The following is a 20050-nucleotide window of genomic DNA, read 5'->3' on the forward strand; positions in this document are numbered from 1 at the left end:
ATTTCGGCACACCGCCCGTCGTCGCCTCCACGCGCGTTTTTCGGATGACCGGTCGAGCAGGCCGGCCCGGAATGCAACCGATGCCGCCGGCTGACGCAGCCGATGCACAAAGGGCGGACGAGGCGGGGGCCGTCACGGAGCCGGCTGCCGTTCCCCGGCGTGGATGCGGAACTCGAGCGATGCGCTGCCCGCCCGTCGAAAAGAGCCCAAACCCCGGGACGACAGGGGGCGTTGCGCGTGCGCCGACGCATCTCGCGGACACGCACGGCCCGCCCGGCGGGGGCCGAAATCCGAACGATTGCTCCATGATGTGTCCGTGACATCACTTACCGATGCCGGAGCCGTGCAGCGATGCCCGGGCACCACGACCCGCGGGCAGCAGTGCCGGGCACTGGTGCCGGTGGACAACGGTTGGTGCGCCGCCCACCGGCCGGCGGACGCGGGGCCCGCTCCCGTTCGCACCACGACGCCGGTCCGCAGCCGAAAAGGCAAGGACCTCGAGGAGTATCGCGAGCGGATCAGGGCCGCGGTCGCCTCACCACGCTCCGTTGACGGTGGATGAGCGACTGCACCTTCTGGTGGACGAGCGCAGTTTCGAGCCGTTCGCGGATGTCTCCGCTGTGGACGTGCTCGGCTTCGTCGACTCCACACCGCATCCGAGCAGACTGGCGGCCAACCGAGCCAAGACCGGGAAGGCGGATGCCGTCGTATGCGGAACGGCCCGCGTCGACGACATGCCGATCGTCGTCGCCGTACTGGACTTCGCCTTTCTCGGCGGCAGCGTCGGTGGCGCGGTGGGCGAGTCGATCGCGCGCGCGGCCCGACGGGCACTCCGCGAACGCATCCCCTTGCTCGTGGTCTCCGCTTCCGGCGGCGCGCGCATGCAGGAAGGCGCGATCTCGCTCATGCAGTTGGCCAAGACCAGTCAGGAAATCTGCAGGCTTAACGACGCGGGTGTGTTGGTCGTCAACATCGACACCGACCCGACCTACGGTGGCGCGACCGCCTCCTTCGCGATGCTCGGTGACGTCGTCATCGCCGAACCCGGCGCCCGGATCGGCTTTGCCGGTCCGCAAGTGATCAGGCAGACGATTCGTCGGGAGCCAGCAAAAGGGGCACGACCTTGCCGAACTGGCGCGGCGCACCTTCGGCATGCCCAACCGTGGGGCTACCGGAAGGCGCTTCGGTTGATGGACTACGCCGAGCGGTTCGGGTACGCGCTCATCACCTTCGTCGACACTCCCGGAGCGTATCCCGGCGTCGAGGCCGAGCAGCGTGGCCAGACCCACGCCATCGCGCGGGCTGTATCACACGCATGTCGCAACTCTCCGTTCCCACCGTATCCGTGGTCACGGGTGAAGGCGGTTCCCGGAAGGTTGCTCCACAATCCTGTTCGGCAGCGCGGACTTCGCTGCCCGGAGCGCCGAGCAACTCGGCCTAACTGCCGCGCACTTGTTGAGGCTGGGTGTCATCGACGGCGTCATCCGCGAACCGGCGGGCGGAGCACATGTCGACCACCCGGCCATGAGCGGTGCGATCAGATCGGCGTTGCTCCGGGTCCTCGACGAACTTCCGGCCTCCGGATTCGCCGAGCAGCGACGGCGACGCTTCGCGCGATTCGGGGCCCCGGAGCCCATGGAGGGTTGTTGACATGAGGGAAGGCGAAACCGACCCCATGGATGACCTCGGAGTGACGTTCCGGTCGATCGTCGAGAGTATTTCGGGTCGGGTCAGTCACGTCACGGTGCGCGCGGGCGACTGCTGCATCGACGTCGCGTGGGACACCGGGGCCGACATCGCGACCACGTCCGCGACGGACCCATCCGCCGAACCGCAGGACGAGGGCGAGTTCGTCACCGCACCGATGGTCGGCACGTTCTACGGGCGCCCGGCACCGGACGCACCCGCCTTCGTCGACGTCGGCGACCTGGTGGCTCCGGGCGATCAGATCGCGATCCTGGAGGCGATGAAGCTGTTCACCCCGGTGCTGTCGAACCTCCGCGGCCGGGTGACCGCCGTCCGGGTCCGCGCCGGGGACACGGTGGAGTTCGGCCAGGTCCTAATCGACATCTCGCCGGTCGAGTGAGGAGGGGGGATGTTCCGCAAGATACTCATCGCCAATCGAGGAGAGATCGCGGTCCGCGTGATCAGGGCCTGCCGAGAACTGGACATCGCCACCGTGGCCGTCCAGTCGGTCGAGGACTCCGACGCACTGCACGTCGTACTCGCGGACGAGGCGGTGTGCGTCGGTCCGGCCCCGGTGAAGCGCAGCTACCTCGACGTCCCCAACGTGATCGGCGCCGCGCTGAAGACGAGGGCGGACGCGATCCATCCGGGATACGGCCTTCTTTCCGAGGACCCGTACTTCGCCGAGATCTGCCGCACCAACGGCATCACCTTCATCGGGCCGCTGCCGGACGTGATGGAGGCTGCGGGAGACAAGGCCACCGCACGCCGGCTGATGGCCGATGCGGGCCTTCCCGTGCTGAGCGGGACGTCCGAGCCGGTCGCATCCGTGGACAGCGCGGTGTCCCTCGCCGAACGCATCGGTTTTCCCGTCGTGTTGAAGGCGGTGGCGGGTGGCGGAGGACGTGGGATCGGCGTGGTCCGCGCACCGCACGAGCTCAAACGCCAGTACCAGGACACCCGCGAACGCGCGCGAGCCGTGTTCGGTGACAGCCGCGTGTATCTGGAGCGGAACCTGCCTCGTGTCCGGCACATCGAGTTCCAGGTATTGGCCGACCACCACGGCAACGTGGTCCATCTCGGCGAACGCGACTGCTCGATCCAGCGACGGCACCAGAAACGTATCGAGGAGGGACCATCCCCTGCGTTGGACGAGGATCTGCGCGCGGAGATGGGGGAGGCCGCCCTGCGCGGCGCCAAGGCTCTCGGCTACACCGGGGCAGGCACCATGGAGTTCCTCCTCGACGAGGACGGCCGCTACTGGTTCATGGAGGTCAACGCCCGAACCCAGGTGGAGCACCCGGTCACGGAGATGATCACCGGCGTCGACCTCGTCCGTGAGCAGATCAGGATCGCCGCAGGCGAGTACCTCGCCATCGACCAGGCGGACGTGACGTTGACCGGGCACGCCCTGGAGATGCGGATCAATGTCGAGGACCCGGACCGCGAATTCGCTCCGGCCTTGGGCACGTTGGTCGACTGTCGGCTACCCGGTGGACCGGGGGTCCGGGTGGACGCGCACTGCAGGCCCGGAGCGGTGATCTCCGCGCACTACGACTCGATGATCGCCAAGCTGATCGTCTGGGCGCCGGATCGCCCCATCGCGCTGGCACGCATGCGGCGCGCATTGGCTGAACTGCACATCGACGGCCCCGGGATCAAGACCACGATCCCTTTCCACCAACGCGTGCTCGACCGACCGGATTTCCGCTTCGGCGACGTGTGGACGGATTTCCTGGCCCGCGACTTCGGGATGTGAAGTGTCGTGATCGCGCACAGGTACGCTCGCTGGTTTCCGGCAACACCGCCGCCCAAGGAAGCGGAGACGATCCTCTACTGCCTGCCCCACGCCGGAGGGAGCGCCGCGACCTTCCGCGGCTGGCAAGTGTGCTGTCCCCGAACGTGTACGTGCAGCCGATACAACTGCCGGGCAGGGACAACCGCATCACCGAGCCGCCCAACCTGGAGCCGGCCGAACTCACCGAGGCACTTCGACGCCATATCGATCGCCCCTACGTGCTCTACGGGTACAGCATGGGAGGCGTACTCGCGCTGGAAGTGGTTCGTCGACTGCACAGGACCCGGGCACCGCTGCCGGATCGGCTGTATGTCGGCGCGAGCCACCCTCCGCACCTGGAGAACACAGCGGTGAACCGGTGGACCGGGCTGTCCGACGACGACCTGCTCGACGAGATCGCCCGGCTCGGTGGCGTACCCTCGGTCGTCGCCGAGCACGAACGAGCGCGCAGGCGCATCCTCAGGGTGCTTCGAGCCGATCTGGCCTGGCTGGCCGGATATCGGGTCACCGACCCACCCGAACGACTCGTGCCGGTGGTGGCCGTCGCCGGTGACCACGATCCCATCGCCGGCCCGGACGTCATGGCGCATTGGGCACACTTTTCGGCCGGTACGTTCCGGCTCCATGTGGTGCCCGGTGGGCACCTGTTCCACCTCGAGGGGCCGCCCGCGCTCGCGGACGTCCCGCGGTGACCGTGGTCGACCCCATTGCACGTGGCGCCGGCCGGCCGAGCCCGATGGGACGGAAGCGGCGCGAGCGCACGGGCCGGGCGTGTCACCGGGGGATCACCGCGCCATTGCGCTTGACCGTACGGATGACCGGTGCGGTCTCCACGTTGTGGACGTCATCGAGCGCGCCGACGCGTTCGGTCAGGTATCTGTACAGGTCGCGGGAGTCCTTGCAGATGACGGCGGCCACCAGGTTGGTGGGACCGGTGGTCACCGCGGCGAACGAGACCTCCGGGTGGCTCGCCAGCGTCTCCGCCACGGATACCAGCGCCGACGGGCGGACGGACATCCACAGCCGGGCCTCGGCGTGATAGCCCAACGTCTCCGGTGGCAAGTCGACTTCGTACGACAAGACGCCGCTGCGCCGCAAGTGATCCATCCGTCGTTTCACAGTGGACTCGGACCAACCGGTTGCGGCAGCCAGGTCGGCGTAGCCGGTTCTGCCGTCCAGCGACAAGGCGTCCAACAACAGGTGATCACCATCGGCCAACTCGATGGGATCGTCGCCCGGCAGCGGGAACGCCGGCCGCAGACGCCCGATCTGCTCGTCGGACAGACAGGTCAGGGCTGCCCAGCCGCTCGGGCGTGCGAATCCCTGGAGCATCGAGTGCGCGGTCACCGAGGTCACGCGACTGGTTCGGGACAGCTTCCGAAGGAGCAACGCGTCTCGCTCATCGTGCATGCGGGAATGCGTGACACAGGAGATCTCGGTCCCGCCGGACAGTACGTGCACCCAAAACGTGTCGGGTCGTCGGGCGAGCGCGGTGGCGATTGCGTCGGCCGCGTCGGGCGTGCAGCGCAACCGAATGGTCCACGGGACATGGCCCAGTCTGGAGCCGACGACGGCACCGATCACCCGCAGGGTCCCGGACGAGTGCAGCTTCCGATAGCGCCGAGCGATGGTGTGCTCGGAAACCTCCAGCACTTCGGCGATCCGACTGAACGGCGCCCGTCCATCGACTTGGAGCGCGTGCAGCAAGCCCCGATCAACCTGATCCAACATGATGGAATTCACCACGTCAGACTAACTCATGCCGGAAACTTGCACAGATGGCGATCTGACTGGCGACGTGTGTGAGTCGGCGACAGGCTTTTCGACGTACTCGACGAAAGGACCAGCCGTGCGCAAATGGTGGCCTCTCATGGCCGTTTGCTCGGGATCGTTCATGCTGATCGTGGACACCACCGTGGTAACCGTCGCGCTGCCGGACATGGCGGTCGGGTTGGACGCTTCGATGGCCCACCTGCAATGGGTGATGAACATCTACACGCTCGCTCTCGCCGTGATGACCCTGAGCGCGGGATCGCTGGCGGATCTCTTCGGCCGGCGCAAGGTGTTCATCGGCTCATTGGCGACCTTCGCGTCGGCGTCGCTGGCGTGCGGGTTGGCCCCGAACGCGGATGTACTCATCGCGGCCCGCGGGGTCCAGGGTGTCGGCGGAGCCGCGATGATCGGTACCACGTTGGCCCTGCTCGGCGGCAGCTACAGCGGCAAGGAACTGGGCACCGCGATCGGCATGTGGAGCGCCGTGCTCGGTGTCGCCGCCGCGGCCGGCCCGATGCTCGGCGGCCTGCTCACCCAATACCTCAGCTGGCGGGCCATCTTCTTCATCAACCTGCCGGTGAGCGCGGTGACCCTCGTGCTCGCGGCGCTTTCGATCGGCGACTCGCCCCGCTGCGAGGAGGCCCGGCTCGACGTGGCCGGAATGTTGTCGTTCGCCGTCTTCTCCGGCGCGCTCACCTTCGGGCTGATCCGAGCGGGCGACAGCGGCTGGTCGTCGGTTCCGACGCTGATCCTGTTCGTCGGCTCGGCGATCGCGCTGCTCGTCTTCGTCGTGGTCGAGGAGCGCCAACCGCACCCGATGCTCGACGTGGCCCTGTTCCGCAGCGCCTCGTTCTCGGTGATCATGTTCTGTGTCGTCGCCTCGGCCGTGACCTTCGCGTGTCTGGTCTACACCTCGATCTGGCTCCAATCGGTGCTCGGCCTCGGTCCCTTCCGGGCCGGCCTGGCGCTGATTCCGATGGCTGTGACGTCTTTCCTCGCCTCGACGTTCATCGGCAAACAACTGCACGACGTCGCGCCGAAGGTGAGCATTGGGGTCGGCCTGCTGTTGACCGGACTGGGCTGCGCACTGATCGGCCTGGTCCTCGACGGCGGCTCCTCGTGGTACACGCCCGCCCCGGGGCTGGTGCTCATCGGCGCGGGTATCGGCATCGGCGGTCCCGGCACGAACGCCGCGGTACTGGCGGCGGTGCCCGCGAACCGCGGCGGCATGGCGTCGGGCGCGATGGCCACCTTCCGGCAACTCGGTCAGGCCTTGGGCGTTGCCGTCCTGGGCCTGGTGTATCTGTCCGGGCCGCAGAGCGGGCGAGGAACTCGCGCTGCGGCGGCCCGTGGGCTCGGCGAGGTGTACCTCACCACTGCGGGCCTGGGGTTGGCCGCATGTCTGCTGGCCTTCCTGGTCGTGCGGGGATCGCCGGGCGCTCCCTCTCCCGCCGCGGCCGAGCCGGAGACGGCCGCCGCCGGTTGACTGTTCGGCGCGCGCAGCCGGTCGGGTGGGTCACGTGGCTCAATGGTTCTGGAAGGCACGGACGGGTGAACATCGATCTGACCGGGCGGACAGCCCTGCTCTCCGGGGTCTCTTCAGCGATAGGACAAGCCATGGCCGAGGCATTGACGGGAGCCGGCGCGGCAGTCGTGGTGACCGATCGGGACCGCCACCGCGTCGGCGAACGATCTCACGGCGGCGGTGCGCGGGTGCGCCCTGGACGGGCGGCTGGACCGGATCATCGATCCACTGGCGGCGGACTCGACGGACGACGGCTTGTGGAAGCTGATCCGGCTCTACCTCATGTCCTCGTTCTGGATGCACTATCCGGCCCGTCAACCCGATGCCGGGGGGCGACGGATGGTGGATGAACTCGTCGAGTTCGCCGAGTCCTGGAAGCCCGATCTGGTGCTGTGGGATCCGATGTTCTTCCCGGCGCCGATCGCCGCGCGCACATCCGGCGCCGCGCATGCACGCCTGCTCTGGGGACCGGACTACTTTGCCTGGACCAGGTCGAAGTTCGTCGACAAGCTGAACGCGGGCGGATCCTTCGGGCGCCGAGACTTGATGGCCGACCTGATGGAGCCGACGCTTCGGCGCTTCGGCATCGAGTTCGACGACGATCTGTTGGTCGGTCAGTGGAGCATCGATACTGTCCGGAGTTCCGTTCCTGTTCGCCGTTTCCGAAGCGGACCGAGGCGCACTGCATCCGTTCGAGTACGTGCTGAGCTGGTTCACCGAGGTCAAATCCCGATATCGCTTGGATCGCCGCCTCGTTCCTCTGGCCGACATCCCGCACTGGAGCCGGAAATCCGGTCGGATCGTGCACGACGAGAGCAGGTACTTCTCGATCGTCGGGATCGATGTACGCGCCAGCAATCGGGAAGTCCTCAGCCGGTCGCAGCCGATGCTGCAACCGGCCGGTCGAGGTCTGATCGCTTTTCTCGGCAGGCACATCAACGGTGTCTTCCATATTCTGGTGCACGCGCGAACCGAGGCGGGCACGCACGACGTGGTCGAGATGGCCCCCACGATCAGCTGCATACCGGCGAACTACTCGGGGCTGCCCGACGAGCACGTTCCCCGGTATCTACGAGATGTCGCCTGGGAACCGTCGTCCGCGCATCTCGTTGATGTCGTGCAGTCCGAAGAAGGGGGGCGCTTCTTCCAAGCGGAGAGCCGGTACGTCGTCACCGATGTGGGTGAAGAATTCGACGTGGAAATTCCGGCCGACTTCTGCTGGATGACCGTGGGTCAGCTCACCCGGTTCGTCCGGTATGGCAACCACGTCAACGTAGCGGCTCGCTGTCTCTTGAGCTGCCTCGTCGGCGAACCGGCGCCACTGCCGGCCATCGGACCCCGACCCTGATTCATGGAGAGACACATGGACATCGCCGAAACCGCGGTACTCGATGCCTACCGCATCACCCCCACGTTCCTGCCCGACCGACGAGGGAGTTTCTTCGAGGCGTGGCGACACAGCGAACTGACCGAAGCGATCGGCCATCCCTTCGTGGTGGCACAGGTCAACTACTCGACGTCGGCCCGCAACACGCTTCGCGGGATTCACGGCACCATGCTGCCGCCGGGTCAGGCGAAGCTGGTCACCTGTGTGAGGGGCGCCGCGCTCGACGTGGTGGTCGATCTGCGCGTGGGATCCCCGACGTTCGGAGTGTTCGACGTCACCGTGCAGGAGCCCGGATCGGGGGTCGGCGTGCACCTGGCGGACGGCCTCGGCCACGCCTTCCGGGCGCTCACCGACGACACCTGCATGAATTACCTGTGCGCCGCGGAGTACGTACCGGGAACGATGATCGACATCCAGGCGCTGGACCCGGAGTTGGGCATTCCCTGGGACCTGGACGGACCGCCGATCAGGTCCGACAAGGACGCCCGCGCTCCCACGTTGGCGCAAGCGGTGGAGCGGGGCCTGCTGTCGACCTACGCAGCGGCGATTGCGGGGAGTTGACGTGGGCGGGCGAGGGATTCGGTTCGGTGTGATCAGCTGCGCGGATATCGCCTGGCGGCGGATGCTGCCCGCCCTGACGGCGGACGAGGATGTCGAGCTGATCGCGGTGGCAAGCAGACAGGGGGAGAAGGCGAGTCGGTTCGTAAAACGGTTCGGCTGCCGCCCCGTAGTGGGATACCAGGCCCTCCTGGACCGCGAAGACATCGACGCGGTGTATGTGCCCCGCGTCCCGCCCGTGGCGTGGGCCGCCGAGATCAGACGACACTGCCGCGACCAGCCCGCCTTGTCTCGGGCGAGGAGGGTCACGCGCAGCGGTGGTTCGGACACGTGCGCGCCTCCGCGACGGGACAGCTTGCGCAACGCCTGGCCATGTCCCTCCCCACCGCCAGCGAACATGCGACCGTGCTGCGCAAGAGCGGCCTCATCACCACGACCCGCCACGGCAGCGGCGTTCTCCACGTACTGACCCCCCTGGGTGCGGCACTGCTGAACGGAACGCTCCACCAGCCCCACGCGCGTGGGCCCGCCACTGCCGTGGTTTCGGAGCCGGCCGCGATTCCCGCTGGTGATGGGTAGTCACCGACGTCGGGGGATCGCTTCGTGGGGACGGCGGCGTGCTGATGAACACTCCGCGGCCCGAATCTGCGACCGTCGCCCGCGACACCACGAGGGACGAGTCGGTGCCCATTTGGAAACCTTCGATCGCCGCCTGCCTGGCGAGGCCACGGCCTACAACTACGCCACCCACGGCGTCGACGCCGGTGACGCGGGCATCGCTTCCGCCGGCGTCAACACCACCCAGCAGATCGGCACTTCACTCGGAACGGCGAAGCCGAGCAACCCGATCAGAAAGGCTCGCTTGCGACCGATGTAGTCCGCGATCCGGCCACCGAGCAGCAGCAGGCTGCCGAACGCGAGGGTGTACGCGGTGATGATCCACTGCCGATCACCGTCGGAGATCTCCAGATCCCGCTGAAGCGTCGGCAGCGCGATGTCGACCACCGTGCCGTCCAGGGAACGCCTGCCGTAGGAGACGGGTCCGTGTCCGAGGCGGCGGGCGTCCATGGCGGCCTTGACCACCGCTCGGGTGTGGGCCGGGGCGGGCTTGTAGCGTTTGAGCAGCGCGAGGGCGCCCACGAGGAACCGGAGGCGGCGGCGCGGCCAGCGGATGTGGTTCCTCTCAAGGGAAGGGCTGACCCGGCACCGACCGCCGGCGGCCGTATCGAATAGTGCGGTCGTAATGGCATGCCAAGCCGGGCCGATGCTGATCGCGATGACCGGGCTGCCGGGAGCCAGGGAAGAGCACAGTTGTCGAGCGACTGGGCGGAAGCTGAGCCGCGCACGAACTCGGCCATTCGGGCCGTGTGGGGCTGGAGCCTGACGAGATGCGGGCGATCGGTTCGTCGACGCGCAAGTCGGGTTCCCCGCAGACGACCTGCCGACCTCGCCGGGCGTTGCTCTATCCTCGCGACGATCAGTGTCGGCGAGTTCGGGGGGAACGTCATGCGTCAGAGGATTGTCGGTGTCGTCGCGGCGGGGGTGCTCGGACTCGGGGGTCCGATGTGGCTGTCCGGCTGTACTTCGTCGGATGGCTCGGGTTCCTCCGCTTCGAAGGGAGCCCCCGGGTCGGCGAGTGGCCCGAACGCCGGGAAGGGGCCGTCCTATTCGGGCCCCGCGCTCCCGGGGCTCCAGCCGAGCCCGGTGTGGTCGCTCGCGACGCCGCAGGGGGCGGGCGGCGAGAAGCCGAACGTCTTCCCGGTGGGTACGGCGGTCGTTGTCGCCACCGCGAACGGCGCGCGGACGACGGTGGAGTTGCGGGACGCCGCCACCGGACACGTGCGCAAAAGCTTCACCACCGACGGCCGGGTCAGCGGTGAAACGTGGTGGGGCAAACCGGCGATCGTCGTGCGGGAACAGCGCGTTGTGCCGTCGGACGGACTGAGTGCCGAAAAACGTTCGTGGTCGGTCGACGCCTACGACGAGCGCGGCGAGCCGCTCGGGCGAACCGAACTGCCTTTCCTGGGACGGCAGAACACCGGTGGCGCCGCCATCGAGGACGGTTGGCTGATCCGGACCACCGACAGCCGCCCGGGCGGGAGTGTGACCGTGCTGCGCGCGGGTGACATGGGACCGGGGCAGTCGTTCACCTGCGCGAACGATTGCAGTTTCGCAGTCGGGAGCGGGCGTCGCGCCTCGGTGGTCGGCGATGGCGAGGTGCCGCTCCTGGTGAACGGGACGGTGTTCACGATCGAGCGCACGGGCACCGGCACGCTCGCCCCGCGCCGGATCGTCGCCCATGACGCGGCCTCCGGCGCGCGGCTGTGGGCCACGGACACGGTGGACAAGCCGACCGGCGCCGATCCGAAGGCGTACGACACCGGTTCGGTGCCGAACGTCCTCGGCGCCGTCGACGGCAGGATCGCCATCGCGTGGGACACGAAGCCCTTCGGCCAGGCCGCGGTGGTGAGTCTCCACGATCGGGCCACCGGTCGCCTGGTGGCCACCGGGCCCACCAGTCCCGAGGGAGCGTCGACCGTCCTCACCGACGCGACCGGCGCGGTGGCGGTGCTGGGCAGCGGCGGCACGAACTCCCGGAGCACCGTCTGGGAGTCGTCGTCGGGCCGTACGTTGTGGCAGCAGGACGCAGACGAACACCCGCTTCGTGCCGACAGCGTCGTCGGCGGTGTGCTCTACGGGATCCGGGCCGACCAGGACGCGATGAACACCCGGATCCCCATCGCCGTCGACGTGCGTACCAAGCAGGTTCTGGCGCAGGGCTTCGACACGACCTACCTGCCGACGCCGATCGACGAGCGTTTCGCGGTGGTCGCCACCCACCTCGCGGTGTTCGTCTTCGCCGTCCAGCCGCGGTAGCGCGCCGGGTACACCGACCGGCGTGAACCGGTCGTGACGGCGCGGACGATGGAGTCTCGAACCCCGACCCTCACCCGCGCCCCCCGGGGCCGGGGGCGTTGGCTGTTCGAGTCTCGTGCGAGGTTCCGTGTTCGCAGGAGGAGGGGTCGGTGCGTGCTCGTGCGATCGTCCTCACGACTTCGAGGGCGGGTCGGGTGACCGGTCGGGGTGCCGGTACCACCGGTGGGTGGGCCCGGTGACGTTAGGTTTGCCTGGTGGTCGGCGAACGCCTGCATTGTCTGTCCGGTCTCGAATACGCCGAGGTCCGGGACCGTTTCGATGCCCGATTCGCCTTATTCAGGCCCGGCGTGCACGTGTTCCCGGGGATCACGAGGCCCTCGCCGTCGGTCACGTGGAGTCTCGACGCGTTGCACCACGACCCGGGGGAGCGAAACCTCGACCGTCTGGTCGGCGTCGTCCAGGACGGGCTCGCCGACCGCTGCGGGCCGGGGGAGTGGCTGTGGATCCCGGACTGGCAGCACACCTGCTACCGGCTCCGCCCGCACGTCCCGGAGACCGACATGTTCCTGCCGCGCGTGCTCGAGGGGCGCTCGCGCGAGGGTTGGCCGTTCGGCCCGTACCCCGAGCGCAACTACCACGTCTTCCTCGCGGAGGACCTGCGATTCGGCACCTTCGGGCACCCCTGGGAACACACCCTCTGCGTGTTCGGCGCGGAACTCCTGGACGAGATCGAACAGGACGTGCGCCACATTCTGGGACGACCCCTGCGCCGGGGCGGTGTACCCGTCGATCGACCCGCGCCACCGCGGTGACGCGTGCTCGTGCTCACCCCGGAGCTCCCGCCGGGCCGCATGGCGTCCCGGCACTCCGGACACCGGCATCCCCGCGCCGATACGTTGCGGGCGTCCCGTGCGACAGGTCGGGATCTCGACCCGCCATCACGGCCGTGGTTGCCCTGTGTCGACGATCACGAGCAGCCGGGCTGTACCGGTGGTGGGCGGTCGGCCAGTGGTTCCTACTCGACGTTCCCGCCCCCGCTTTTCCTTGTGTCGGGGGCGAGCGTCGCGGGTGCCGTCGGCGTCGATGCCACGACGGCGGGTGCGCCGGCGATGCGCCTATACCGGCGTGCGGCACCAGCGCCGGTGCACGTACGGTCCCACGTGGAGGATCCCGGTCCCCGCGGTGGCGGCGACGGCCGCGCCCGCGGGTGTTCCCCACCCCGCCGCGACGACGCCGCCCGCGACCAGCAGCGGTCGCACCAAGGTCAACGGGCCGAGCCCGGCGAGGATGGCGAGCGTGGCGAGGCGGAACGGGCCCGCGAGGTGGCAGAGCATCGACACCGCGACGATCCCGGCGTAGGGCAGCAGAACGGCGAGCATCCGGCATGCGGCCGCGTCGAGTTCGGCGTACCGGGCGCCGCGGTCGTCGGCCGCGCCGAGTACGGCCAAGGCCATTGCGGCGCTCGCGGCGAGCATCGACGCCCCCGCCGGCAGGCCACGTCGGGCGGCGTGCGGGTCGGCGGCACGGCGACGGATGCGGCCTCTGGTTGGTCGGGGTGTCGGGGTCCGGTGGGATGGGGCGGGTGTTCCTCGGGAGGGCGGCGGTGGCGGTGAAGGTGGTGCACCCCCATCCGCTGGGCGACGGTCGGGCCGACGACACGCTCGTCCGGTCCGACGGTGCGTCAGATCCATTCCCAGGCGTCGCCCGGAATGCTGTCCCACACGGTGTTGGCCCACGTGTTCGCTCTGCCGAACAGTGCACAGGAGACGAGGGTGTCGCCCGCCCGCTGCGTGTCCGGGAAGAATCCCAGGTCCGTCGAGCCGAGGTCCCCGTTCGGCATGAACATGATGTCCATGCCTCGTTCTTCGAGATGCGCGACGAGCTCGACGGCCACGTCGGAGGGTGGGCGGCCGATGAGTCGTATCCCGTCCATCACCACCTGCGGACCACGACGGGCGCCGACGACGACGCAGGTCAGACCGATCGTGTCGACGAAGTACGCGAGGACGTCGTAGACGGGTGCCCAGACGTCCGTCCCGTTCCCGTCCGTCCTGTTCCGGCGGAAGGTGCCTCGTTGTTGCCGGTACGGGCCGAACTTGCCGATCGACTCGAATTCGGCGACGAAGTCCGCCTTCCGCATCGCGGCCCCCGCGGCCTCGCGGCTCATGCCGAAACACAGCGGCCCTACCCGCTCGAACGGCACGTAGTCCCATTGCGCGCGTTCACCCTCGGCGATCACGGCCCACTGCTGCATCCACCACACGCCAACCCCCTGACGTCCTCGAACCCGCGAACACCACCGTGTACACCCGGCATACGGCCCCCGCCCGCCCCGAGAACACGCAACCGCCGTCCGGCGCTCGAAAACCGTGTCGAACCCGACGCCGGCCCGAGGATTGCGGGACGTCGACGTCACGGCCACACCCGGGAAACGATCACGGGGAAGACCGGACATCGATCTCACGGGCAGGCCGAGCCCGACTCGTCATCGACCCTCCAGGAGCGGCGCCACCAGCGTCGCGAATTCCTCCGGGGTCATGATGGGGATGCCCAGGGTCTCGGCCTTGGTGCGTTTGGATCCGGCCTTGTCGCCGGCGACGACGAGTGTGGTCTTGGCGGAGACGCTGGAGGCGGCGCGTCCGCCGGCGCGTCCGCCGGCGCGTCCGCCGGCGCGTTCGATGAGTTCGTTCATTGTTGCGGGACAGCGCGGCCAGGGGGCCGGCCATGGCGCCGGTGACGACCACGGCCTGCCCGGCCAACGGCAGTGGCCCGGCGGGGGGTGTTGTCCTCCGCGTCGGCGCCGTACGTCGCGGCCGACGTTGCGGGGTGGGCGCCGGGTTCGGTGGTGTTGACGCCGGCGGCGACCAACTTGTCGATCACGTCGGCGAGTTCGGCGAGTTCGGCGACGATCACCGGGGCCTTGCCGTCACCGATGCCCTCCACCCGCCCCATCTCGACGACGTCTGCCGCACGGATCGCGTCCATCGTGCCGAAGTGGCGGGCGATCCGCCGCGACATCGAGCGCCCGGTGCCCCGGATCCCCAACGCGCACAACACCCGGCTCAACGGTCGGGAACGTGCGTCCTCGACCGCCCGAGAATGTTGTCGACGCTGGTGTCGCCCATGCGCTCCAGCGCGAGGAGTTGCTCGCGGGTGAGGGTGAACAGGTCGGCCACATCGGCCACCGCGCCGGAGGCGACGAGTTGCGTGACGAGGCGGCCGCTGGTGCCCTCGACGCCGAGCTGGTCACGCCCGACCGCGTACAGGATCCCCGCGCGCAACCCGCACGCCCGCCCCTGCACACACCGCCACCGCTGCTCCGACCGATCGATGCCCCCACCGCACTGCGGGCACACGGTGGGGAATTCGATCGGCGTCTCGTCGCCGGTGCGCACGTGCACCAACGGCGCTTCCACCCGCGGGATGATATCGCCCACTTTGTACACACTGACTTGATCGCCGACCATCAACCCGCGACGCTCGATGTCGGCCGGATTGTGCAATGTCGCAAAGCCCACCACGCTTCCGTCGATCTCGATCGGATCCAGGATCGCCCGGGGCGCGATGACCCCGGTGCGGCCCACGGCCCAGTCGACACCGGTCAGCCGCGTGATCTTGTGTACGGCAGCCAAGTTGTACGCGATCGCCCACCGCGGCGCACGCGAACCGTTGCCCGCGTCGGCCTGGTCGGCGGCCGCATCGGCCTTGATCACCACGCCGTCGATCCCGAACGGCAACTCGACCCGCATGGCCGCGATCGCGTCCACCGCCTCCTGCACCTCCACCAACGTCGGGCACACCCGCAACCCGGCCGCGGTGTTCCCGGTCGTGTTGACGCCCAGGTTCGCGACGGTGGCCATCACCTCGGAATGCGCCGCGCCGCGCAGGGCCACGGCCGTGGGGCTTTCGTCGTCCGGTCGTCGATCACGCGATCGTGGAACTCGTTCATGTGTTCCCGCTCACCCGCGGCAGTGGACGGACACGCCGTTCGGAGCGGCTCGGGCGCAGGAACGAAGTCGCCTCAGGAATGCCCTTGTTGCGTGAAGTAGGGGGCGAGGACGGACACGACCACGACGCTGCTCCCGGGTGGCCGGGGCACGTTCGTGAGCGCTCGGGCATCGATGTACGCGGTCGTGCTGGTCGTCGAGCTCACGCCCGTGCTCCCCAAACGAGAGGGGAAGTACGCCGAGCGGCCCAGCACGTCCCAGAACTCCGCGCACACACTCACGCGCGACGGCAGCATCGCCTCGATGCGGCAAGTCGGTTCGTCGCCGAGCGGCGTGGAAGTGGCGTCGACAGCGGATGACGCGGGCGCGGGACACGGGGGCGTACCCGGATCCACGGCACCCGGCCCGTTCCGCAACCAGCCGCCGGCTTCCAGCGCGACGGCAACGACCGTCGCGCTCTCCGCCCGGGGACCGTCGAGCACATACGCGCGCATCACCTCGCGTTCGCAGCGGACGCCGCTCCACACCTCCCGGCGGTAGAACCCCCGGTCGAGCAACACACTGCCGCACACGTCCGACACCGCCTCGGCACGCTGCTCCGCCCGCCCACCCATGGTCTGTTCCAGCGTCGTGTACACGGCCTCGACGTCCCACACGGCCGTCCGCTGGGCCGCACGAACCTCGGGAGCACCGGCCACCTTGTCGACGTCGGGCGGACTGGGAAGCTTCTGGTGCACGAACAGGCCCCACGCGAGGAGGCCGAGTATCACCAGAATGACCGACGCCACCGAGCCCAGGAACCACTTGGTCACGCGCTTCGCCACGGAATTCATTGCCCCATGGTGGCTCACGGTACGGGCCTTCCGCTTGCCGCAGAACAGGCCCAATCCAGCTGCCCTTGCGGTGTATCCAGCCTTTGGATTCGATGCCCGGATTGCCCGGTGGGCCCCGGGAGTTCGGGTACACCATGGACGGTGTCGCGGGGTGTGAATGCGGGGGCGAGGTCGCGCACGAGGGTTGTGTCTTCTTGATGGCGGGTCAGGGTGTGCGGTGTTCCGACCCGAGCGCGGCACGGATCGCTTCCTCGTCCTCGATCAGCCGTCCCAGGTCTGCTTCCCCGAGGACGCGCGAGAGGGCAGCCTGCCCGCGGGATCCGACCGAGCCGCCCTCCCGAACCTCCACAAGACGATCCAGAACACGGTCGACTCCCTGAACGGCGCCCTGCAGGCCATCGTGATGGAGCACGCCGACCTCGACGACGAACCCCGGAGACACACCACGGAGGACGGGCGTGTGCCCATACGTCGCCACGCCTGTCTCTGCGAGGCGGGGGTCGTTCCCGGCACCGCATGGGCCCCGCGTTCCGGGACAGGCTCCCGGTCCGGACTTTCGGCGACCGGACTCAGGGGGATCAGTGGACGTTTCGACCGATGACCCAACCGGGAACGTGCTCCGCCGGCAGTATCGGCGGGGCCGAGTGGATTGTGATGGCGTTCATGATCGTGTGTGTGATGGCCGCGATTGCGATCCCGTTGTAGTGAAGCGCCGCGGGCGGAACTGACGGGTCTGCCTGTGGGCTTTCCGAGTTTGCACGCGCACGCTCTTTCCCGGCGAGCACGATGCGTTGATCGTGCGGGTGATGGAGATCGACGAACTCCGATTCACCGGTGAGCCGGGCCCGGGCGCATCGGCCCCGCGGACGCGAGGACGTCCGTCGCCTGACGAGTGTGTCCCCGGTCCGACTCGCCCAACCCGCCGCCCCGCCGCTCTCCGGCGCACCGGAAGTGGGACACCGACTGGGGCGGTTACAGCAAGAAGCGCAGGGCCGCCTGGGTTTCGGTGCTTTCCGCCGGCTTCGTCGGCACCCTCGTCGCGCAGGCGCGTTGGTGAACCACTCCACCGCTTGACAGGGCCCCGCGGCGCAGACGTGGGAGACCCGGTACGCGGTCACGGTCGGCTCCACCACCACCGAGGGCTACGAGTTCGGCCTTTCCGCGGAGCGGTTGGGTGCGGGCCGGCTGTTTCACGGATGCGGGCGTCCGGTGTGCGTGATAGTGAGAAACGTTCGGGGGTGAGAGGGAGACGCACGTGCGACGTTGGCTCCTTACGGGTGGATGGCTCCTTGCTGCGGCTGCGGCTGCGGTCGTCGCCGGAGTCGGAGGAAAGGGCATTTGGCTCCTGGCCGCGGCGGGCGGATTGGGTGTTGTGGTTCCGGTACTGACGGACCGAGTGCTCGCGCTGTCTTCGGCTTCGCCGTCGGGAGCGATGCCATCGCCTGCGGTTCCGCGCCACCTGCCCCCGGATACCCCGGATCTCGTCGGAAGAGGCGGGGAACTCGACAAGATCCACGCTTTGTTGCGGCGGCGACGAGGTGGGGGTGTCGGCCCCGTGGTCGTGTCGGGGCCCGGGGGCATCGGGAAGACGACCGTCGCGGTGCGGGCGTGTCATCGTGCCGGCTCTCGATATCCGGACGGTCATGTGCACGTCGACCTTCAGGGTTTCGGTGGCGTGGCGATGGCACCCGCGGCGGTCGCCGGTGCATTCCTGAGGGCGTTGGGGGTCGATCCGGCCGTCATTCCGGCGATCGACGCGGAGCGCTTCCAGATGTTGCGCGACCGCTGCTCGGGGAGGAAAGTGCTGTTTCTGCTCGACAACGCCGTCGACGAAGCGCAGGTCCGACCGCTTCTGCCCTCGGAGCGGGCATGCGCGGTCGTTGTCACGAGCCGGAACAGGTTGGTGTTTCCCGGCGGGGAGCGCATCGACCTGGGCCTTCTTTCGCGTGAGGAGGCGTTGGGATTGCTCGCGGCTCATATCGGACCGGAGCGGGTCGTCGCCGAGGCCGAGGCTGCGGGGTGGATCGTCGAGGCGTGTGGGCTGCTTCCCCTGGCGGTGCGAGTCGCGGGCGCCCGCCTGTATCGACGTCCGACCTGGACGTTGGCCGAGATGGCCGCGCGCCTGAACCGGGCGCGTGAGTCGGCACTTTTGGACGAACTCGTTCACGGCGACCTCGACGTGCGCGCAAGCGTCATGGTGAGCTTCGCCGCAGCCCCGCCCGAGGTGCGGCGTGCCCTGCTCGCCTTGGCGCTGGTCGAAAGCGCGGATTTCGGTGTCTGGCCTCTGGCTGCCGCCCTCGACGTCACGGGGGCTGAGGCCGAGCGACTGCTCGATGGGCTGGAGGACGCCCAACTCGTTGCTCCCCTGAGCGTCGACCACGGCGACGCGCTCCGGTATCGCATGCACGACCTCGTACGGGCATTCGCCGCCGAGCACCTCGATGCACTGCCCGATATGGAACGTTCCGCGATGCTGGAGCGCGTGCTCGGCGCAGCTCTCGCATTGACCGAAAGGGCAGAACAGATCATCGAGCCGGCCGGCTTCACGCACGCCGCCGGTGGCGCACCACGCTGGTCGAGGACCGGCGATCCACTGATGGGCCCGGTGGAGCGCGACGCGTTCGCCTGGGCCGCGACGGAGCGCGTATTCCTCATGGCCTGCGTCCGCGCCGCCCATACCGCGCGCCAATGGGAGGCGACCTGGGAACTGGCAGACAACCTCGCCGCCGAGTGGGACCTCCTCGGTGCTTGGGACGAATGGTGGGAGGCCCATCAATTGGCGCTCGACGCGACACGCAGATCTCCTTCCTCCCTCGGCGAAGCCGTCGTCCGGCGCAACCTCGGCGTGGCCGAGCGCGCCCGTCGGGGACCGGAGCATGCCCTCGAACACCACCGGGTCGCCCTGGCGCTCTTCGAGAACCATGGGGCCTTGGAGCAACAGGCCGACACGCTGGGGCACATGTCCGACGTCTACAGCGAGTTGGGACACATGACGCAGGCGTACGCGAGTCTGCGTCGATCGCTGGAACTGTTCGAGATTACGGGAGTTCGCCGATGCCAGGCATGGGCCCATCAGATGCTGGCCGACCTTGCACTGCAAGACGGACGCATCGACATAGCCGCAGCTGCGGTACACAGGGCGAGGGAGCTCTTCGCCGAAGTAGGTGAACTACGCGGGGTCGGCTGGACCCTGCGCAGTTCCGGAAGCGTACGCATGCGACAGAACGACCATGCGGGCGCAGAGAGGGATTTCCTCGAATCCGCAGCACTGCTCGAACGCATCGGGGACCGACGCAGCAGTGCAATGTCGCTTCTGCGCCTCGCTGAACTGCGCAACTCCCTACACCGGCGATACTCGGCGAATCAGGCGGCTCACCGAGCCCTGGCACTCGCCGACTCGATCGGAGACGGCCGCGTGTACGCACAAACTTTGCTGGTTCTCGCCGCTGTCGCGCGCGACGCCCGCGATCGGCGGCTGGCGGCCACCTACCTCACGCGCTGTCTCGAGCATTCCCGGGACAGACATGCCAAGGAGGCCGAGCAGGCTTCCGAGGCATTGTGGAGGCTTTGAAGCATCCGTACCGATTCCGATGACCTTCGCGTCGTCGACGCGAATGTCACCGGCGCGCCGGGCGGAGGATGACGCCAATCCAGGCCCGCCTGGCC

15 protein-coding genes and 4 pseudogenes are annotated in these 20050 nt (G+C 68.7%); 13 read left to right on the plus strand and 6 right to left on the minus strand.

The window, feature by feature from the left end:
- Positions 1 to 554: 554 nt before the first annotated feature.
- The 4 genes from ACZOOI_RS44685 to ACZOOI_RS44700 all read left to right on the plus strand — a co-directional run bounded on the left by ACZOOI_RS44685 (position 555) and on the right by ACZOOI_RS44700 (position 4176).
- A complete protein-coding gene (locus ACZOOI_RS44685) occupies positions 555 to 1655 on the plus strand; it encodes a carboxyl transferase domain-containing protein (RefSeq protein WP_465282549.1) in 1101 nt (366 codons plus the stop codon).
- Between the two features lie 20 nt (positions 1656 to 1675).
- A complete protein-coding gene (locus tag ACZOOI_RS44690; protein ID WP_465282550.1) occupies positions 1676 to 2086 on the plus strand; it encodes an acetyl-CoA carboxylase biotin carboxyl carrier protein in 411 nt (136 codons plus the stop codon).
- 9 nt (positions 2087 to 2095) lie between these two features.
- Positions 2096 to 3445 (plus strand): acetyl-CoA carboxylase biotin carboxylase subunit, encoded by a 1350-nt coding sequence (locus ACZOOI_RS44695; protein WP_465282551.1) that lies wholly within the window; start codon positions 2096 to 2098, stop codon positions 3443 to 3445.
- A 128-nt stretch (positions 3446 to 3573) separates the two neighbouring features.
- Positions 3574 to 4176 (plus strand): thioesterase II family protein, encoded by a 603-nt coding sequence (locus tag ACZOOI_RS44700; protein WP_465282552.1) that lies wholly within the window; start codon positions 3574 to 3576, stop codon positions 4174 to 4176.
- An 82-nt stretch (positions 4177 to 4258) separates the two neighbouring features.
- On the opposite strand, the gene ACZOOI_RS44705 is transcribed toward ACZOOI_RS44700, so the two are convergent.
- A complete protein-coding gene (locus tag ACZOOI_RS44705; RefSeq protein ID WP_465282553.1) occupies positions 4259 to 5215 on the minus strand; it encodes an Lrp/AsnC family transcriptional regulator in 957 nt (318 codons plus the stop codon).
- 139 nt (positions 5216 to 5354) lie between these two features.
- Between ACZOOI_RS44705 and ACZOOI_RS44710 the strand changes: the two genes are divergently transcribed.
- The 5 genes and pseudogenes from ACZOOI_RS44710 to ACZOOI_RS44730 form a co-directional block, all read left to right on the plus strand.
- Positions 5355 to 6743 carry a DHA2 family efflux MFS transporter permease subunit gene (locus ACZOOI_RS44710; RefSeq protein WP_465282554.1) on the plus strand — a complete coding sequence of 463 codons (1389 nt, stop codon included), beginning with the start codon at positions 5355 to 5357 and terminating at the stop codon, positions 6741 to 6743.
- Between the two features lie 378 nt (positions 6744 to 7121).
- Positions 7122 to 7370 (plus strand): annotated as a pseudogene (locus ACZOOI_RS44715) (hypothetical protein); the annotation flags it as partial.
- A 112-nt stretch (positions 7371 to 7482) separates the two neighbouring features.
- A complete protein-coding gene (locus ACZOOI_RS44720; RefSeq protein WP_465282555.1) occupies positions 7483 to 8130 on the plus strand; it encodes an NDP-hexose 2,3-dehydratase family protein in 648 nt (215 codons plus the stop codon).
- A 15-nt stretch (positions 8131 to 8145) separates the two neighbouring features.
- On the plus strand, positions 8146 to 8730 hold the full coding sequence (locus tag ACZOOI_RS44725) for a dTDP-4-dehydrorhamnose 3,5-epimerase family protein (protein WP_465282556.1): 585 nt from the start codon (positions 8146 to 8148) through the stop codon (positions 8728 to 8730).
- Between the two features lie 61 nt (positions 8731 to 8791).
- Positions 8792 to 8890 (plus strand): annotated as a pseudogene (locus tag ACZOOI_RS44730) (gfo/Idh/MocA family oxidoreductase); the annotation flags it as partial.
- Between the two features lie 656 nt (positions 8891 to 9546).
- Here the strand turns inward: ACZOOI_RS44730 and ACZOOI_RS44735 are convergent.
- A pseudogene (locus ACZOOI_RS44735) lies at positions 9547 to 9795 on the minus strand (MFS transporter); the annotation flags it as partial.
- Between the two features lie 693 nt (positions 9796 to 10488).
- Here ACZOOI_RS44735 and ACZOOI_RS44740 point away from each other — a divergent pair.
- Together ACZOOI_RS44740 and ACZOOI_RS44745 are read left to right on the plus strand one after the other, a co-directional pair.
- Positions 10489 to 11604: a hypothetical protein gene (locus ACZOOI_RS44740; RefSeq protein ID WP_465282557.1), complete on the plus strand. Its 1116-nt coding sequence runs from the start codon at positions 10489 to 10491 to the stop codon at positions 11602 to 11604.
- A gap of 254 nt (positions 11605 to 11858) precedes the next feature.
- Complete coding sequence (locus ACZOOI_RS44745) at positions 11859 to 12416, plus strand: DUF2716 domain-containing protein (RefSeq protein WP_465282558.1); 558 nt, start codon at positions 11859 to 11861, stop codon at positions 12414 to 12416.
- Between the two features lie 303 nt (positions 12417 to 12719).
- Here ACZOOI_RS44745 and ACZOOI_RS44750 read toward each other — a convergent pair whose 3' ends face one another.
- From ACZOOI_RS44750 to ACZOOI_RS44765, 4 genes and pseudogenes are all read right to left on the minus strand, one after another.
- Entirely contained in the window at positions 12720 to 13079 is a 360-nt protein-coding gene (locus ACZOOI_RS44750; protein WP_465282559.1) for a hypothetical protein, read from the minus strand.
- Positions 13080 to 13285: 206 nt separating this feature from the next.
- The gene (locus tag ACZOOI_RS44755) at positions 13286 to 13858 is read right to left on the minus strand and encodes a hypothetical protein (protein ID WP_465282560.1); all 573 of its coding nucleotides are present in this window, start codon (positions 13856 to 13858) and stop codon (positions 13286 to 13288) included.
- A gap of 231 nt (positions 13859 to 14089) precedes the next feature.
- Positions 14090 to 15515: pseudogene (gene ligA / locus ACZOOI_RS44760) on the minus strand (NAD-dependent DNA ligase LigA); the annotation flags it as partial.
- Positions 15516 to 15625: 110 nt separating this feature from the next.
- Entirely contained in the window at positions 15626 to 16384 is a 759-nt protein-coding gene (locus tag ACZOOI_RS44765) for a hypothetical protein (protein WP_465282561.1), read from the minus strand.
- A 157-nt stretch (positions 16385 to 16541) separates the two neighbouring features.
- On the opposite strand from ACZOOI_RS44765, the gene ACZOOI_RS44770 reads away from it, so the two are divergent.
- Positions 16542 to 16985: a DUF3732 domain-containing protein gene (locus tag ACZOOI_RS44770; RefSeq protein WP_465282562.1), complete on the plus strand. Its 444-nt coding sequence runs from the start codon at positions 16542 to 16544 to the stop codon at positions 16983 to 16985.
- A gap of 831 nt (positions 16986 to 17816) precedes the next feature.
- A complete protein-coding gene (locus ACZOOI_RS44775) occupies positions 17817 to 19955 on the plus strand; it encodes an AAA family ATPase (RefSeq protein WP_465284174.1) in 2139 nt (712 codons plus the stop codon).
- Positions 19956 to 20050: the final 95 nt, after the last annotated feature.

It is taken from the genome of Embleya sp. L77 (assembly GCF_055557415.1).

Coding starts and splice junctions, on each gene's coding strand:
- ACZOOI_RS44750 (WP_465282559.1), bottom strand. CDS start 13,079: ATGCTCGCCGCGAGCGCCGCAATGGCCTTGGCCGTACTCGGCGCGGCC.
- ACZOOI_RS44695 (WP_465282551.1), top strand. CDS start 2,096: ATGTTCCGCAAGATACTCATCGCCAATCGAGGAGAGATCGCGGTCCGC.
- ACZOOI_RS44725 (WP_465282556.1), top strand. CDS start 8,146: ATGGACATCGCCGAAACCGCGGTACTCGATGCCTACCGCATCACCCCC.
- ACZOOI_RS44690 (WP_465282550.1), top strand. CDS start 1,676: ATGGATGACCTCGGAGTGACGTTCCGGTCGATCGTCGAGAGTATTTCG.
- ACZOOI_RS44765 (WP_465282561.1), bottom strand. CDS start 16,384: ATGAATTCCGTGGCGAAGCGCGTGACCAAGTGGTTCCTGGGCTCGGTG.
- ACZOOI_RS44705 (WP_465282553.1), bottom strand. CDS start 5,215: ATGTTGGATCAGGTTGATCGGGGCTTGCTGCACGCGCTCCAAGTCGAT.
- ACZOOI_RS44710 (WP_465282554.1), top strand. CDS start 5,355: ATGGCCGTTTGCTCGGGATCGTTCATGCTGATCGTGGACACCACCGTG.
- ACZOOI_RS44770 (WP_465282562.1), top strand. CDS start 16,542: ATGCGGGGGCGAGGTCGCGCACGAGGGTTGTGTCTTCTTGATGGCGGG.
- ACZOOI_RS44775 (WP_465284174.1), top strand. CDS start 17,817: ATGCCATCGCCTGCGGTTCCGCGCCACCTGCCCCCGGATACCCCGGAT.
- ACZOOI_RS44755 (WP_465282560.1), bottom strand. CDS start 13,858: ATGCAGCAGTGGGCCGTGATCGCCGAGGGTGAACGCGCGCAATGGGAC.